The 16,044-nt window shown below is 69.5% G+C and carries 14 protein-coding genes and 2 pseudogenes; 13 read left to right on the top strand and 3 right to left on the bottom strand.

The window, feature by feature from the left end:
- The first annotated feature begins 136 nt into the window (after positions 1 to 136).
- From MU852_RS13260 to MU852_RS13195, 13 genes and pseudogenes are all read left to right on the top strand, one after another.
- Entirely contained in the window at positions 137 to 574 is a 438-nt protein-coding gene (locus tag MU852_RS13260; protein WP_249749953.1) for a biopolymer transporter ExbD, read from the top strand.
- A gap of 128 nt (positions 575 to 702) precedes the next feature.
- On the top strand, positions 703 to 2,553 hold the full coding sequence (locus MU852_RS13255; protein ID WP_249749952.1) for a gamma-glutamyltransferase family protein: 1,851 nt from the start codon (positions 703 to 705) through the stop codon (positions 2,551 to 2,553).
- A gap of 13 nt (positions 2,554 to 2,566) precedes the next feature.
- Positions 2,567 to 2,911, top strand: a complete 345-nt coding sequence (locus MU852_RS13250) for an MmcQ/YjbR family DNA-binding protein (RefSeq protein ID WP_249749951.1) — start codon at positions 2,567 to 2,569, stop codon at positions 2,909 to 2,911.
- Positions 2,912 to 2,974: 63 nt separating this feature from the next.
- Entirely contained in the window at positions 2,975 to 3,853 is an 879-nt protein-coding gene (locus MU852_RS13245; protein ID WP_249749950.1) for an alpha/beta hydrolase family protein, read from the top strand.
- A gap of 33 nt (positions 3,854 to 3,886) precedes the next feature.
- Positions 3,887 to 4,729 carry an aldo/keto reductase gene (locus MU852_RS13240; RefSeq protein WP_249749949.1) on the top strand — a complete coding sequence of 281 codons (843 nt, stop codon included), beginning with the start codon at positions 3,887 to 3,889 and terminating at the stop codon, positions 4,727 to 4,729.
- Positions 4,730 to 5,058: 329 nt separating this feature from the next.
- Positions 5,059 to 5,508, top strand: a complete 450-nt coding sequence (locus MU852_RS13235) for a sulfotransferase family protein (protein ID WP_249749948.1) — start codon at positions 5,059 to 5,061, stop codon at positions 5,506 to 5,508.
- A gap of 1 nt (position 5,509) precedes the next feature.
- Positions 5,510 to 6,169 (top strand): Pr6Pr family membrane protein, encoded by a 660-nt coding sequence (locus MU852_RS13230; RefSeq protein ID WP_249749947.1) that lies wholly within the window; start codon positions 5,510 to 5,512, stop codon positions 6,167 to 6,169.
- A gap of 9 nt (positions 6,170 to 6,178) precedes the next feature.
- On the top strand, positions 6,179 to 7,708 hold the full coding sequence (locus MU852_RS13225; RefSeq protein WP_249749946.1) for a UbiD family decarboxylase: 1,530 nt from the start codon (positions 6,179 to 6,181) through the stop codon (positions 7,706 to 7,708).
- Between the two features lie 27 nt (positions 7,709 to 7,735).
- Positions 7,736 to 8,353, top strand: a complete 618-nt coding sequence (locus MU852_RS13220; RefSeq protein ID WP_249749945.1) for a hypothetical protein — start codon at positions 7,736 to 7,738, stop codon at positions 8,351 to 8,353.
- An 86-nt stretch (positions 8,354 to 8,439) separates the two neighbouring features.
- Complete coding sequence (locus tag MU852_RS13215; RefSeq protein WP_430641226.1) at positions 8,440 to 10,215, top strand: M14 family metallopeptidase; 1,776 nt, start codon at positions 8,440 to 8,442, stop codon at positions 10,213 to 10,215.
- A 3-nt stretch (positions 10,216 to 10,218) separates the two neighbouring features.
- Positions 10,219 to 10,628 (top strand): annotated as a pseudogene (locus tag MU852_RS13210) (MAPEG family protein).
- A 40-nt stretch (positions 10,629 to 10,668) separates the two neighbouring features.
- On the top strand, positions 10,669 to 12,033 hold the full coding sequence (locus MU852_RS13200; protein ID WP_249749941.1) for a TldD/PmbA family protein: 1,365 nt from the start codon (positions 10,669 to 10,671) through the stop codon (positions 12,031 to 12,033).
- A pseudogene (locus tag MU852_RS13195) lies at positions 12,030 to 12,823 on the top strand (3'(2'),5'-bisphosphate nucleotidase CysQ). Before MU852_RS13200 ends, MU852_RS13195 begins: the two are co-directional and overlap by 4 nt.
- A gap of 147 nt (positions 12,824 to 12,970) precedes the next feature.
- On the opposite strand, the gene MU852_RS13190 reads toward MU852_RS13195, so the two are convergent.
- The 3 genes from MU852_RS13190 to MU852_RS13180 form a co-directional block, all read right to left on the bottom strand.
- Positions 12,971 to 13,315 (bottom strand): ArsC family reductase, encoded by a 345-nt coding sequence (locus tag MU852_RS13190; protein ID WP_249749940.1) that lies wholly within the window; start codon positions 13,313 to 13,315, stop codon positions 12,971 to 12,973.
- 121 nt (positions 13,316 to 13,436) lie between these two features.
- On the bottom strand, positions 13,437 to 15,440 hold the full coding sequence (locus MU852_RS13185; RefSeq protein ID WP_249749939.1) for a TonB-dependent receptor plug domain-containing protein: 2,004 nt from the start codon (positions 15,438 to 15,440) through the stop codon (positions 13,437 to 13,439).
- Entirely contained in the window at positions 15,437 to 15,967 is a 531-nt protein-coding gene (locus tag MU852_RS13180; RefSeq protein WP_249749938.1) for a TonB-dependent receptor plug domain-containing protein, read from the bottom strand. Before MU852_RS13180 ends, MU852_RS13185 begins: the two co-directional genes overlap by 4 nt.
- Positions 15,968 to 16,044 lie beyond the last annotated feature (77 nt).

Genomic DNA, 16,044 nt, shown 5'->3' with positions numbered 1-16,044 from the left:
GAACGAAAATCGCCGCGGCGGAACCCGTGAACGTCGAGAACCGCTTTACAAGCGCGCATCGGGACGCCAAGAGACCAGCACGCCTTCGGGCGACAGGACACGCCGGACGAGGTCCGGCCATCATACGGAGACGCACATGGCGGCGAAGCTGAGTGGACCGGGCGGCAACGGCGGCAAGACCATCGAGCAGAACTCGGAGATCAACGTCACGCCGTTCGTGGACGTGATGCTGGTGCTGCTGATCATCTTCATGGTGGCCGCGCCGCTGGCGACCGTGTCGATCCGTCTGGACCTGCCGCCCCCCGTGCCGAACCCCAACGACCCGAACCCGAAGGAGCCGGTGTACGTCACCATCCAGGACTCGGGCTCGCTGTTCATCGCCGACCAGCAGACCACCATCGAGACCATGGCCGCCGATGTCTGCACCGCCCTGGGCGGCGGCGCCTGCCGCGAGGAGCGCGTCTTCATCCGCGCCCAGCCGGAAGTGAAGTATTCGCAGTTCATGGAAGTCATGAACAACCTGCAGGAAAACGGCTTCTTCCAGGTCGGCCTGCTGAACGAAGACATCACCTGAGCCCGAACGGACCAGGACGAGATCAAGAGGCCGCGCCCTTCGGGACGCGGCCTTTTTCTTTGGCCTGAGGCTTGCCGGGACGGCGAAGGGCGGCCTTGATACGGTCCGGCTGTTCGAGGAGTCCGCCCATGCGTCGCCGCACCTTCCTGTCCGCACTACCCGCCGGGGCGCTGGCCGCCGCCGCAGCATCCCAAGGCCAGGCCCAGACCCAGGTCCAGACGTCCGGAGAGACCCAGTCGCCCACGGCGGCGGCGCCCGCCCCGGCCCGCCCGGCCGACCCCTACGCCGGCGTCGGCATCGGCGACCGGGTGACCGGGCCGAAGTTCATGGGCCGCTCCACCGTGTGGGGCGCGAACGGGGCGGCGGCGACGGCGCACCCGGTCGCCAGCCTGGTGGGGATCGACACCCTGCGGCGCGGCGGCTCGGCCATCGACGCGGCGATCGCCGTCAATGCGGCGCTGGGCTTTCTGGAGCCGGTCGCCAACGGCATCGGCGGCGACGCCTTCTGCATGCTGTGGGACCCCAAGCAGAAGAAGGTCGTCGGCTTCAACGGGTCGGGGAACAGCCCGCGCGGCCTGAGCCTGGAGACGGCGCGGTCCCGGGCCATCGACGGCTATCTGCCCCGCTATGGCGCGGTGACGGTCAATGTGCCGGGCACGGTCGACGCCTGGTGGAGCGCCCACCAGCGCTACGGCAAGCTGCCGTGGAAGGAGGTCCTGCTGCCGGTGGCGGAGCTGTGCGAGCAGGGCGTGCCCGTGCCGCAGGTCATCGCCTACTATCTGGAGCGGAACATGGCGTCCTTCGACCGGGGCCGGATCCCGATCGAGGAGAACGACAACCGCAAGCGCATCTGGGCGCCGGGCGGCGAAACCCCGAAGGTGGGCGAGGTCTTCGCCAACCCCTTCCTGGGGCGGACGCTGCGGATGATCGCCGAGGGCGGGCGCGACGCCTTCTACGACGGGCCGATCGCCGACAGCATCGAGGCCTATTTCAAGCGCATCGGCGGCTGGATGACGCGCGCCGACCTGGCCGCGCACCGCACCGACTGGGTCGAGCCGATCCGCACCGAATACCGGGGCGTGGGGGTCTATGCGCTGGGGCCGAACACCCAGGGGCTGTCGACCAACCAGATCCTGAACATCTGCGAGCAGTTCGACCTGAAGGGCATGGGCTTCCAGTCCGCCGCCGCGCTGCACGTCCAGGCCGAGGCCAAGCGCCTGGCGTTCGAGGACCGGGCCCGCTACTTCGCCGACCCGCGCTTTGGCGAGATTCCGATCGAATGGCTGAACTCCAAGGCCTATGCGGCCGAGCGGGCCAGGCTGATCCGGCCGGACCGGATCATGGACCGGGTGATGCCCGGCGACGCGCCGCACCAGGGCGACACCACCTATTTCAGCGTCGCGGACAGCGACGGCATGATGGTCAGCTGGATCCAGTCCAACTATCGCGGCATGGGCTCGGGCCTGGCGCCAGACAACGGCTCCGAACCGCTGGGCTTCATGTTCCAGGACCGGGGCGAGCTGTTCGCCCTGACCGACGGCCATCCGAACGTCTATGCGCCGGGCAAGCGCCCGTTCCAGACCATCATCCCCGGCTTCGCGACCAAGGGAGACGACCCCTGGATGGCGTTCGGCGTCATGGGCGGGGGCATGCAGCCGCAGGGTCAGGCGCAGATCATCATCAACATGGTCGATTACGACCTGGACCCGCAGGCGGCGGGCGATGCGCCGCGCTGGCAGCACTACGGCTCGTCCGAGCCGACCGGCCAGCCGCAGGAAGGGACCGGCGTGCTTCACCTGGAAAGCGGCGTGCCCGAAGCGACCAAGACGGGGCTGCGCGCCCTGGGCTGGACCCTGGGCGAGCCGGACGGCGGCTTCGGCGGCTATCAGAACGTCATGATGCAGCAAAACCCCGGCGGCCGCTGGACCTATGGCGCAGCGACCGAAATGCGCAAGGACGGCATCGCCATCGCCTACTGAGGCGCCGGCCGCCATGACCCACGACGAGGTTCGCGCCCTGCTGCTGTCGTTTCCCGGCGTCGAGGAGGGCGTGTCCTATGGCCAGCCGTCGTACAAGGCGGCGGGGAAGTTCTTCACCTGGATGTGGCCCAAGGCGCCGGAAGGCTGCATCGTCGTTCACCTGGACAATCGCGACGAGCGCGACCTGCTGGTCGAGATGGACCCCGCGACCTTTCACGTCACCGAGCACCACCGGGACCATCCGATCGTGCTGGCGCGCATCGCCTCGGTCGATCGGACGTGGCTGAGGGCGGCGCTGGAGCGGCGATGGCGCCGCGTCGCGCCCCGGCGGATGGTCAAGGCGTTCGACGCCGCTTGACCTGACGCGACGGAAGCCGCCCATGGTCCGTCCGCAATAAAAACGAACAGGGCGGAAACAGCGGTGAAGGTGGAGGATCGCATCGTCAAGGCGGCGGACGGCTGGCCGCTGGAGGCCACCCTGTTCCGGCCGGAAACGCCCAGGATGGCGGTGCTGGTGTCGGCGGGGACGGGCTTTCCGCGCGGCTTCTACGGCCGGTTCGCCCGCTGGATGGCCGGGCGCGGCGCGACCGTCCTGACCTATGACTATCGCGGCATCGGCGGATCCCGGCCCGAGGACCTGGCGGCCATGACGATGGACTATCCCGACTGGGGCCGGCTGGACATGCCCGCGGCGTTGAAGGCGTTGAAGGCGGCCGCGCCGGGCCTGCCCCTGTTCCATGTCGGGCACAGCGTCGGCGGCCATTTCGTGGGCTTCATGCCCAATCACGACCAGATCGCGCGACACGCCTTCGTCTCGGTGGGCACGGGCTGGTGGGGCGGCCACCACCGGACCTACAACCCCGTCGAACTGTTCTTCTGGCTGGGCCTGGGGCCGGCGCACCTGAGGCGGCACGGCTATGTGAAGTCGGGCGGCGGCTGGCGCGGGACGGACCTGCCGCGCGGGGTGTTCGAGACCTGGCGGCGGTGGTGCCTGAAGCCGACCTATTTCCTGGACGAGTTGAAGACCGGGCGGCTGGAGCCGCAGCATTTCGACCAGGTGCGCGCGCCGATCCGGTCGTGGGTCTTTCCCGACGATCCCATCGCGACGCCCCGCACCGCCGCGCGGCTGCTGGAAGCCTATCCCGCCGCTCCGGCCGAGATCGCGACGCGAACGCCCCGCGACTTCGGCGTCCGGCGCATCGGCCACGAGGGCGCCTTCCGCAAGGGGATGGAGCCGTTGTGGGAAGAAATTCTGGATTGGTTCGACGCCGACCTTTCGGGCGGGGGCGAGGGCGCCTAACTGAGCCGCCCCGACGGATTCAAGGAGCCCCGCATGCCCTATGGCGACCAGCCCACCGCGAAGGTGGACGACATCGAGATTCCGCTGCTGGGGTTCGGCACCTGGCAGCTGGAGCCGGACGACGCGCGCCGCATGGTCGCCGAGGCCCTGCGGATCGGCTATCGCCACATCGACACCGCCTGGATCTACAAGAACGAGAAGGCGGTCGGCGAGGGCATCCGGGATTCCGGCGTTCCGCGCCAGGACATCTTCCTGACCACCAAGATCTGGGTCGAGCATTTCGATCGCGACGGCCTGCTGAGACAGGCGAAGGAATCGGCCGACAGCCTGGGGACCACCCCCGACCTGCTGCTGCTGCACTGGCCCAAGCCCACACCGTCGTTCGAGGAGACGTTGGGCGCCCTGAATGAAGCCAAGGACCAGGGACTGACCCGGTCGATCGGCCTGTCCAACTTCCCGTCGGCCCAGTGGCGCCAGGCCCAGGCGCTGTCGAAGGCCCGGCTGGTGACCAATCAGGTCGAACACCACCCCTATCTGGGGATCGGCGCCCTGGTCGCGACAGCCCGGGACCTGGGGTCGTCCATCACCGCCTGGTCGCCCCTGGCGCAGGGCAAGATCGCCGACGACGCCACCATCGGCGAACTGGCCCGCGCGCACGGCAAGACGCCCGGCCAGATCACCCTGCGCTGGCTGATCCAGAACGGGATCATCGCCATTCCCCGCACCACCAAGGAAAGCCGCGCGCGCGAGAATTTCGACATCTTCGACTTCGAACTGACGTCGGAGGAGGTGCAGCGGATGGATGCGCTGGACCGGGCCGAGCGGCTGGGCGACTGGCTGGATCCGGCCTACCGCTGGGACGATCCGGAAGGCTGAGGCGAAGCGCTGGCGTTCGCGGCGGAAGGGGTTAGAAGCAGAGCCCATGACACCTTCCGCCGCCGCACCCTCCGCTCCCGCCGGGCCGAAACCCTACGACCCGGCCAAGCTGCTGATCTCGCTGCACATCCCCAAGACGGCGGGCACGTCGTTCCGAACGATACTCGGCGGCTGGTTCGGCGAGCGGCTGCACAACCATTATCCGGGGTGGCACGCCCCTGACGCGCACCGAGGCCCAGGCCGACGCCTGCGTCCACGGCCACTTCACCCGCCGCAACAACTCGGCCATCCGCCAGTATTATCCCGACGCCGAGCAGGTCATCACGGTGATGCGCGATCCCTTCGACCGGATCATCTCGGAGTGGCGGTTCAAGAACATGCTGAAGACCGCCGGCGACCCGGTGGACGAGATGGACGACGATCCGTCCTTCGACACCTGGTTCGGCCGCCGCGCCGATGAGGTCGCCGAACAGCCGATCACCCGCCTGATGATGCAGATGCCGAACGACCTGACGCCGGAGACGGCGCACACGGCGTTCGACCGCGACTTCGTGGCCGTGGGCGTCAGCGAGCGCTTCCCCGAGACCCTGCGCCTGTTCGCGGCCGTGCTGGGCAAGCCCGAGGCGGCGGACGAACGGACGAACGTCACGACCTACGGCCAGGCCAGCGACTACGAGGCCTATCGCAGCCGCCACGAACAGGTGTTCCATTCCGACCACGCGATGTACGCCGCCGCGCGCGCGATGTTCGAGCGGCAGATCGCCGACCTGGGCCTGTAGGATGCGGCGGACCCCGCCCGCCCGGCTCTGGCGCGCCACGTTCGCGGTCGTCGGCTGGGCGGCGCTGGCCCTGCAATATGTGCTGATGGTCGGCCCGGCCGAGCCGGGGGACGTCGCGGGCCTGACCGTCAACTTCTTCAGCTTCTTCACCATCCTGACCAATGTGCTGGTCGCGGCGGCCTTCACGGGGCCGCTGCTGAGCCCCGGCTCGCGGCTGGCGCGATGGTCCGCCAGCGAGGGGGTGCGGGCCGCCGTCGCCATGTACATCGTCGTGGTGGGGGTGGTGTACCACCTGCTCCTGCATCCCTACTGGAGCCCGACCGGCTGGTCGCTGGCGGTCAATGTGGTGCTGCACTACGTCATGCCCGCCGCCTTCGTGCTGGACTGGCTGTGGTTCACGCCCAAGGGCCGGCTGCGCTGGATCGACCCGGTCAAATGGCTGGCGTTCCCGCTGGTCTATGGCGGCTGGACGCTGGTCCACGGGCTGGCGACGCATTGGTGGCCCTATGGGTTCGTCAATGTGGATCAGCTGGGCCTGGGCCGCGTGGTCGCGATCTTCGGCGGGCTGCTGATGTTCTTCCTGCTGGTCGGGTTGAGCCTGACGGGGCTGGACCGCCTGTTCGCACGCGCGGCGCGTGACAGTTCCGCCTCGGCGCTTTAGGCGGGTCGCATGGCCTACAAATCCCTGCGCGACTTCATCGATCAGCTGGAAGCCCAAGGCGAGCTGGTCCGGGTGACCGAGCCCGTGTCCACCGTGCTGGAGATGACCGAGATCCAGACCCGGCTGTTGCGCAACGGCGGGCCGGCGGTCCTGTTCGAACGGCCGGTCATGCCGGACGGGACGATCAGCCCCATCCCCTGCCTGGCCAATCTGTTCGGCACGGTGAAGCGGGTCGCCATGGGGGTGACGCTGGAGGGCAAGTCGCGCACCACGGCGGGCGAGCTGCGCGAGGTCGGGGAGTTGCTGGCCTTCCTGCGCAATCCGACGCCGCCGCGGGGCCTGGGCGATGCGATGGAGATGCTGCCGCTGGCGCAGACCGTCATGTCGATGCGGCCCAAGACGGTGAAGAAGGCGCCGGTGCAGGAGGTGGTGCTGAAGGGCGACCGGATCGACCTGACGGCCCTGCCTGTCCAGTCGTGCTGGCCCGGCGAGCCCGCGCCCCTGATCACCTGGGGCCTGGTGGTGACCAAGGGGCCGTCGGACGACCGCGAGGACGACTTCAACCTGGGCATTTATCGGATGCAGGTGCTGGGCAAGGACAAGGCGATCATGCGCTGGCTGGCGCACCGCGGCGGGGCGCAACACTACGCCCGGCACAAGAAGGCCGGAAAGCGCGAACCCCTGCCCTGCGCCGTCGTGCTGGGCGCCGATCCGGGGACCATCCTGGCGGCGGTGACGCCGGTGCCGGACACCCTGTCGGAATATCAGTTCGCGGGCCTGATGCGCGGCGCCAAGGCCGAACTGGTCGCCTGCAAGACCGTGCCGCTGATGGTCCCGGCCCAGGCCGAGATCGTGCTGGAAGGCCATGTCCTGCTGGACGAGTTCGAGGACGAGGGTCCCTACGGCGACCACACCGGCTATTACAACTCGGTCGAGAAATTCCCGGTGTTTCAGGTCAGCGCCATCACCATGCGGCGCGACCCGATTTATCTGACCACCTTCACGGGACGGCCGCCGGACGAGCCGAGCGTGCTGGGCGAGGCGCTGAACGAGGTCTTCATTCCCCTGCTGCGCCAGCAGTTCCCCGAGATCGTCGACTTCTGGCTGCCGCCCGAGGGGTGCAGCTACCGGATTGCCGTGGTGTCGATGAAGAAGGCCTATCCGGGCCACGCCAAGCGGGTGATGCTGGGCGTGTGGAGCTACCTCCGCCAGTTCATGTACACCAAATGGGTCATCGTGGTGGACGACGACATCGACGCCCGCGACTGGAAGGACGTCATGTGGGCCATCTCGACCAAGATGGACCCCGCGCGCGACATCACGGTGATCGAATCGACGCCGATCGACTATCTGGATTTCGCCAGTCCCGAGAGCGGCCTGGGGTCGAAGATCGGCCTCGACGCCACCGACAAATGGCCGCCCGAGACCAAGCGCGAATGGGGCGAGGAAATCCGCATGGATCAGGACGTGATCGAGCGGGTGTCGGAGATATGGGACCGGCTGGGATTGCCGGGTGACGGCGCGCCGATCTGGAAATAAGCTCGGCCTTTGACCGCCGGGGGCGATTTGAGCGCGTTCGAATTCTATTTCAGCTTCTACGGTCTGGCGCTGGGCCTTTCGGTGGCGGTGATCGCCACCGGCCTGGCGACGGCCATCCAGCATCGCAAGGCCATCCGCATCGGCTGGCTGACGCCGCTGCTGGCGCTGTTCGTCGGCCTGGACATCGCCACCTTCTGGGATGCGGCCTGGCACGCCTTTCGCGACGCGCCGTTCAGCTATGGGATGCTGGTGATCGGCCTGGCCATCGCCCTGGTCTATTTCATCGCCGCCTCCCTGGTGTTTCCCCACCAGATCGAGGACGGGCTGGCGCTGGACGAGCATTTCTGGGCCAACAAGAAGATCGTGCTGCTTCTGACCACGGCCGCGAACACGATGATGGTCGCCGTCTCCGCGTTTCAGGTGCTGGGCCAGCCGGGCGCGGGGATGATTCTTCTCAACTACGCCATCGCCTATCCGCTGTATCTGATCCTCATCGTCCCGGCGGCGCTGACGCGCAGCAAGCGGTGGTTCGCAGGGCTGGTCGGCCTTCACGTGCTGATCTATCTGGCGATCGCCTGCCTGCCGGCGCCGCAATCGCCGCCCGCGCAAGACAGCCAGGGGCCCGCCGCCGCGACCGCGCCCTGACCGGACCCTGCCTTGCCATGAAGGACCGCTCCATGCGTCATGCCCCGATCTTCGCCGCCTTGTCCGTTCTGATTGCGAGCCCCGCCATGTCCCAGCCGCCGTCCCTGCCCAACGCCGCCCCCTGGGATCAGGCCTTCCTGCCGCCGGCGCCCGCCTGGGACGGCGCGTCGAAAGCGCTGCTGCGTGACGCCTCCGACCCGTGGGTCACCGCGTTCGAGGCGGATGCGGCGCACGATTTTTCGCCGAACTATGTCGACACCCGCGCCTGGTTCGACCGGCTGGACCAGGCCAGCGAGTTGATCCGCATCGAACAGTTCGGCGTCTCGCCGGAGGGGCGGCCGATCTATGCGGTGATCGCGTCCAAGGACGGAGCCGCCTTCGATCCGGCCAAGCCCGTTCTCATGATCCAGGCGGGCATCCACCCCGGCGAGATCGACGGCAAGGACGCGGGCATGATGCTGCTGCGCGACATCGCCTTCTACGGCAAGGACGGGCTGCTGGACCGGGTCAACCTGATCCTGATCCCGATCCTGAGCGTGGACGGGCATGAGCGGGCGTCCGCCTATTCGCGGCCCAACCAGCGCGGCCCGCGCATCCAGGGCTGGCGCAACACGGCGACCAACCAGAACCTGAACCGCGACTATCTGAAGCTGGACCAGCCCGAGATGCGGGCCGTGCGCGGCCTGATCCTGAAGTACCGGCCCGATCTTTACGTGGACGTCCACGTCACCGACGGCATGGATTACCAGTACGACGTCACCTATGGCTTCAACGGCGAGGACGGCGCGTTCAGCCGGTCGCCGAACAGCTCGGCCTGGCTGGATTCGGTGTTCAAGCCGGCGATGAACGCGGCGCTGGAGCGCGAAGGCCATATCCCCGGCGAGCTGGTTTTCGGCATGGACGACGACGACCCCCGGGCGGGGCTGAACGACGGCGGCCTGGGCGAGCGCTTCTCCAACGGCTGGGGCGCGGCGGCGCATGTGCCGACCATCCTGATCGAGAACCACAGCCTGAAGCCCCACGAGCAGCGGGTGCTGGGGACCTATGTCTTCATCGAGGCGGCGCTGAGGCTGCTGGCGGACCAGGGCGCGGCGCTGCGGGCGGCGACCGAGGAGGACAAGGCCCTGCGCCCCGCCGAGATCCTGGCCAATTTCGAGCAGGAGGACGCCCCGTCCTCCACCCGCGCCTTCAAGGGCATCCGCTACGAGATGGTCGACAGCGCCGCGTCGGGCCGCAAGGAAATCCGCTGGCTGGGCGAAGCCGATCCGGAAATCTGGTCCCTGCCCTTCTATGGCTCCAGGCCGACGCTGACGCTGAAGCGCCCCGCCGCCTACTGGGTCCCCGGCTATCGCGCCGACATCATCGAGCGGCTGAAGGCGCACGGGATCGAGATGGAGGCGGTGAGCGAACCCCGCACCATCGCCGTCTCCATGCTGCGCTTGGTCGATCCCAAGCTGGCGACCCGCGCCAACGAGGGCCACGTCCAGGCCTCGGTCGAGGCGGTCGAGGTCGAGGCTCGCGACTGGATCTTCCCCGCCGGTTCGGTGCGGGTGTCCACCGACCAGCCGCTGGGCGACATCGTCGTGCTGCTGCTGGAGCCGCAATCCAGCGAGAGCTTCTTCGCCTGGGGGATGTTCCCCGAGGTGCTGAGCCGGGTCGAATATATCGAGCCCTACGCCATCGCCCCGCTGGCGGACCGGATGCTGGCGGCCGATCCGGCGCTGAAGGCCGAGTTCGAGGCCAAGCTGGCGGCCGAGCCGGGCTTCGCGGCCGATCCGCACGCCCGTCTGGCCTGGTTCTATGAGCGCACGCCGTTTTACGACGACCGCTATCTGCTCTATCCGGTCGGGCGCGAGGACTGATCGATGATGACCGAAGCCTTGATGCACGCCCTGCAGGCCGCGGCCCTGTGGAGCGGCCTGCTGATCCTGATGCTGCTGGTGCTGTCGGGCATGGTGGTCAGCGGGAGACGGCGGCACATGGTGTCGTTCGGCGATGGCGGCCATTCCGACCTGCTGGCCGCCAGCCGCGCCTTCGGCAACTGCGTCGAATACGCCACGCCCGGCATGGCGGCGATGGCGCTGCTGGCCTGGTCAGCGGCCAGGCGTGGATGGTCCATGCGGTGGGCGCGACCCTGCTGGCGGGCCGCATCCTCCATGCGCTGGGCCTGATGCTGCAGACGGGCCCGTCCATCGGCCGGGTGCTGGGCATGGCGCTGACCTGGATCGCCCTGCTGTCCGCCGGCGTCGGCCTGATCGCCTACGGGGTGCTGTGACGCCGGTTGCGGCGACCGGAGGGGTCCGCCATATCGGGGCATGACCGAAGTCCTGTCCGGCGCCCCGGCGTCCGTTTCTCCCGAAATCCTCAACGACATCGTCCAGGCCGCGCTGACGGCCGGCGCCGACGCGGCCGAGGCGGTGACGGCCGACCGCCAGTCGCTGTCGGTCGGGGTGCGCAACGGCCGGCTGGAGGACGTGGAGCGCGAGGAGTCGCGCGACCTGGGCCTGCGGGTCTTCGTCGGCAGGCGCCAGGCGACGGTGTCGGCCTCCGACCTGTCGCCGGCGACGCGGGCGCGGCTGGTGGAGCGGGCCGTCGCCATGGCGCGGCTGGCGCCGGAAGACCCCTATGCGGGCCTGGCGCCGGAGGAGCGGCTGGCGCGCGGGCCGTTCGCGGACCTGGACCTTTTCGACCCGACCGAGCGCGGCGCGGCCGATCTGGAGGCCGCCGCGGCCGAGGCGGAAGGCGTGGCCCTGGCCGTGCCGGGCGTGGCCAAGTCGGAGGGAGGGCACGCCTCCTGGTCGTCCAGCCGCTGGCGGCTGGTGACCTCTGGCGGCTTCGACGGCGCCTATCAGGGCTCGGCCTATTCGCTGGGCGTCGGCGTGATCGCCGAGAAGGACGGGGCGATGGAGCGCGGCGGCGAGAGCCGCACGACGCGGCACCTGTCCGACCTGCCCGGCGCCCCGGCCATCGGCGACTTCGCCGGGCGGCGCGCGGTCGCACGGGTCGGCGCGCGCAAGATCGCCTCGACCACCGCGCCGGTGATCTTCGAGAACCGCGTGGCCGGGCAGATCGTCTCCCCCGTCGTGGGGGCCATCGCCGGGCCGTCGATCGCGCGCGGCACCTCCTTCCTGAAGGACCGGCTGGGCCAGCGGGTGTTCGCGCCGGGGGTCGATCTGATCGACGATCCGTTTCGGCCGCGCGGCCTGGGCTCCACCCCCTTCGACGACGAGGGCGTGGCGGTTCAGGAACGCAAGCTGTTCGACGACGGCGTCCTGACCACCTGGCTGATGAACACGGCCTCGGCGGCGCAGCTGGGCCTGGCCAGCACCGGCCACGCCTCGCGCGGGCTGGCGGGACCGTCGGGCGTCTCGACCCACAATCTGCACATGGCGCCGGGCGAGCGGACGCTGGCGCAACTGATGGCCGATGCAGGGACGGGGCTTCTGGTCACCTCCATGTTCGGGCCGTCGCTTAACGGCAACACCGGCGACTGGTCGGCCGGGGTGTCCGGCTTCTGGTTCGAGGAGGGAGAGATCGCCTATCCGGTCAGCGAGGTGACGGTGGCCGGCAAGCTGACTGACCTCTATCTGCGCCTCCAGCGCGGCTCGGACCTGGAGTTCCGGGGCGCCTTCAACGTGCCCAGCCTGATGTTCGACGCGGTGGCCATCGCGGGCAAATGACGGACTGGAGCGCCGATCTCGAACTGATCCGGCAGGCCGCCGTCGATGCGGGCGCCCTGGCCCTAGCCGAGCGCGAGGGGGGCTGAAGATCGAGGCCAAGCCGGGCGGGTCGCCCGTCACCAGCGGCGACCTGAAGGTCGACGCCCTGCTGCGCGAACGGCTGCTGGGCGCGCGGCCCGACTATGGCTGGCTGTCGGAGGAGACGGCGGATTCGCCCGAACGGCTGTCGAGACGACGCATCTTCGTGGTCGATCCCATCGACGGCACGGTGGCCTACATGAAGCGGACGCCGTGGTGGTGCGTGCCCATCGCCGTGGTCGAGGACGGCGAAGTGGTCGCCGCCGTGATCCATGCGCCCGAGGTCGGCGAGACCTATGCCGCGACGCGCGGCGGCGGCGCGACGCGGAACGACCGGCCCATCGCGGCGTCCGACGCCGATGCGCTGGAAGACGCGTCCTTCCTGGGCGACGCGCGCCTGATCGAGGGGCCGCACTGGGCCGAGCCCTGGCCCAGCGTGCGGTTCGAGAAGCGGAACGCCCTTGCCTATCGCATGGCCCTGGTGGCGGCCGGCGCCTTCGACGCGGCCATTGCGCTTACGCCCAAGTGGGACTGGGACGTGGCGGCCGGCAGCCTGATCGCCCAGGAGGCCGGCGCCGCGGTCAGCGACCACCATGGCCGCCCCTGGCGCTTCAACCGCCCCGACCCGCGCCAGGCCAGCCTGGTCTGCGCCGCCCCGGCGCTGCATCCGCAGATCGTCAGGCGGTGCCGCGACGTGCCGATGGGCGGCTGATCTTCGTCCTTCCGGGGCGTCCGCAGGACGAACCCGGAACCCAGGAGGCATGCATCAAGCGCTCAATGTCGCTGGCGGCGTGACTGGAGCCCTGGGTTCCGGGTTCCTCGCTGCGCTTGGCCCCGGAATGACGACCGTCTTTGCGACCTAACCCAGCGCCGCCGCGTAAGCCTCTGGCTTGAAGCCCACCAGGCGGCGGTCGCCCAGGTCCAGGACCGGGCGCTTGATCATCGAGGGCTGGGTCAGCATCAGGGCGACGGCCTTGTCGCGGTCAAGGTCGGTCTTGTCGGCGTCGGGCAGCTTTTTGAACGTGGTGCCGGCGCGGTTCAGCACCGTCTCCCAGCCGTGCTCGTCGACCCATTGCTCCAGCTTGGCGCGGTCGGCGCCGGCCTTCTTGTAGTCGTGAAAGGCGTAATCCACGCCGTGCTGGTCCAGCCAGACGCGGGCCTTCTTGACGGTGTCGCAATTGGGGATGCCGTACATCGTGATCATCCCCGCCTCCTAGCCGCTCAGAACCGCTTCGTCAGCCCCACGCTGACCACCCGGCCGCGCGGGTCGGCGACGACGGGGTCGTAGCCGAGGGCGAACTGGGCCAGCGGCGGGTCCTCGTCGGTCAGGTTACGACGCCCAGCGACAGGTCGAGGTCGGCGCCGACCGCGAGGGTGTAGAGCAGGTCCATCGTCGTCTGGCTGGCGATGTCCGGGTCGGTGACGCCGCTGCGGTCGTTTTTGTAGCCGGAGGTGTAGTGGACGAGGGCCGTCAGGCTGTTGGCCGCATCGGCCCACGACAGGGCGAACTCCCCGCGATCCTGGGGCAAAGAGCGGCCGAGGGTGTTCAGATTGGTCGAGCCCAGGCCCGAGGTGGCGGCGGCGCCGGGCGTCAGGCGGATGTCGTAGCGGTCGACATGGGTCCAGGTGGCGGATGCGCGGGCGACGCCGCCCAGCAGGTCACGCGAATAGCGGGCCGAGAGGTCGAGGCCTTGCGTCTCGATCGACGAGGCGTTGGTGAAATAGAGCTGGACAAAGGTCAGGGCGCCCGCGCCGGAGCGGGTGACGCGGGCTTGCGCCGGCGTGCCGGTCAGGCCCGCCGCGTCGTCGGCGGCGGCCTGGTCGATGATCGCCTGGGCCGATTCCTTGACCACCAGGTTCGTGTAGTCGAAGCGCCAGGCGTCGAGGCCGAGCTCCAGCCCGGGCAGCGGCCGCCACAGGGCGCCCAGGGTCAGGCTCTCGGACTCCTCCGGCTTCAGGTCCGGATCGCCCGAGGTCAGGGTGTTGACGAAGACGAAGGCGCCCCGGTCGAACACCGACGGCTGCGACGCCTGGGCGCCGGTCAGGGCGTAGACGGAGGGGGCGCGGAAGCCCTGGCTCCATGAGGCGCGCAGGGCCAGGGCGTCGTTCGCGTCCCAGCGCACGGCGACCTTGGGGCTGAGCTTTCCGTCGTCGCCGTCGTAGGATTCATGGCGCGCGGCCAGTTGCGCCTCGATACGATCGCCCAGATGCACGCGGGCCTCGGCGAAAGCGGCCAGGGCTTCCTGATCGCCGTCGAAGTCGGGGGAGTAGCCGGCGGTCAGCAGGTCGCCGGCGTTGACCCGGTCGCTCCAATCGTGGCGGAAGGTGCTGCGGCGGTACTGAGCGCCCAGGGCGACGTCGATCGAGCCGCCGGCCCAGGCCAGGGCCTGGCCGCCGGTCGAGGCGTCCAGGGTGATCAGGCCCGCCGCGCCGCGCAGGCCGACGGAGCCGATCAGGCTGTCGACCAGGTCGGCGTCATTGGCCGTGCCGGTCCCCAGATACGCGCTGCCGAAAGGGTTGAAGTAGCGGCAGGCGCCGGCGCCGGGCGTTCCGGTCGTCGGGTCGCAGCCGGGGCCGCCGAGACCGTTCAGGGCGTTCTGCAGGGCGCTGCCGATGGCGTCGGGCTTATCGTAGGCGACGTGCTGGCGGCTGGCGGTGGCGGACACATCCCAGGTCCAGCCGGTGGAGAAGTCGCCGGACAGACCGCCGGCGACGCGCCAGGTCTCATAGACGAAGTCGGCGACCGAGGCGCCGGCCTCGGCGCCCAGCAGGCGGCCGCGGAACAGCACGGCCTCGCCGAACGGATTGTCGGGGTGCGAGGCCGGCACCGTCAGGCTCTGCGCCAGGATCGGCAGGGACGGCGACTGGCGCGCGACGGTCTCGGTCGAGGACCAGGCGCCCTGGAGCCACAGTTCGGCGCCGGCCAGCGGACGGCGGTAGTCGGCGAACAGCTGCGTGCGCGTCTCCTCCGGGACCAGGTCGAAGAAGTCGGAGTAGTCCAGGCGGCAGAAGCTGTCGGTCGGGCTGTTGCGATAGGCCTCGGCGAAGGCGGGATCGTCGCAATCGGGGTCGGGCGCAAAGCCGCCCGTGCCGGGGCGGAAATAGGAACCGGGCTGGCCGTAGCTGGTCACGGCGGTCCACGGCGCGCGGCCGTAGGTCTCGGCCTGGGTGAAGGCGCGCTCGTCCGAGCCGAGGGCCGACCGGTGGAAGTGCGAGGCCGCCAGGGTCAGGTCGCCGCCCAGCAGCGACAGGCCGCCGATGGCCTCGATGACCGATTCCTCGGAACCGTCGGCGACGGCGTATTTGGCGCTGATCTCGGGGCGGGTCACGCCTTGCGGGTGATGAAGTTGACCACCCCGGCGACGGCGTCGGAGCCATAGACGGCCGAGGCGCCGTCCTTGACCGCCTCAATCCGCTCCAGCGCGATCATCGGCACCAGGGAGTTGATGTCGACGAAGGCCGAGCCGTCGGTGGCGACCACCGCGCTGTTGGTCCAGCGCTGGCCGTCGATCAGGACCAGGGTCGAGCCCAGGCCGAGATTGCGCAGGTTGAACTGGGCCGTGCCCGAACTTTGCGGCTGGTTCAGCTGGTCGACCTGGGCCTCGGAGCCCGAGTTGGCGGTCAGCAGCCGCACCAGTTGCGAAGCGTCGGAGACGCCGGCGGCGGCGAAGGTCTGACGGTCGATCACATCGACCGGGGCCAGGCGGTCGCCGCCGGCGATGCGCGAGCCGGTGACCACCACCTCGTCCAGGGACGCCGGTTGCGAAGTCTGGGCCCGGGCCGGCTGCGCCAGAAGGCAGGCGGCGATCAGGCCGGCGGAGGCCGCGCTTCCCTTAAGAGCCAGGCGTCGATGCATGAGGTCCTCCCGTCGAATCCGGAGGCGGCTTCTAGACAGGCTTCGCCGTTTGCGAAAGTGCAAAGAGTCGATTTTGC

Source organism: Brevundimonas albigilva (genome assembly GCF_023503965.1).
Lineage (GTDB): Bacteria > Pseudomonadota > Alphaproteobacteria > Caulobacterales > Caulobacteraceae > Brevundimonas > Brevundimonas albigilva.
This window is presented reverse-complemented; position numbering and strand designations above follow the sequence as displayed.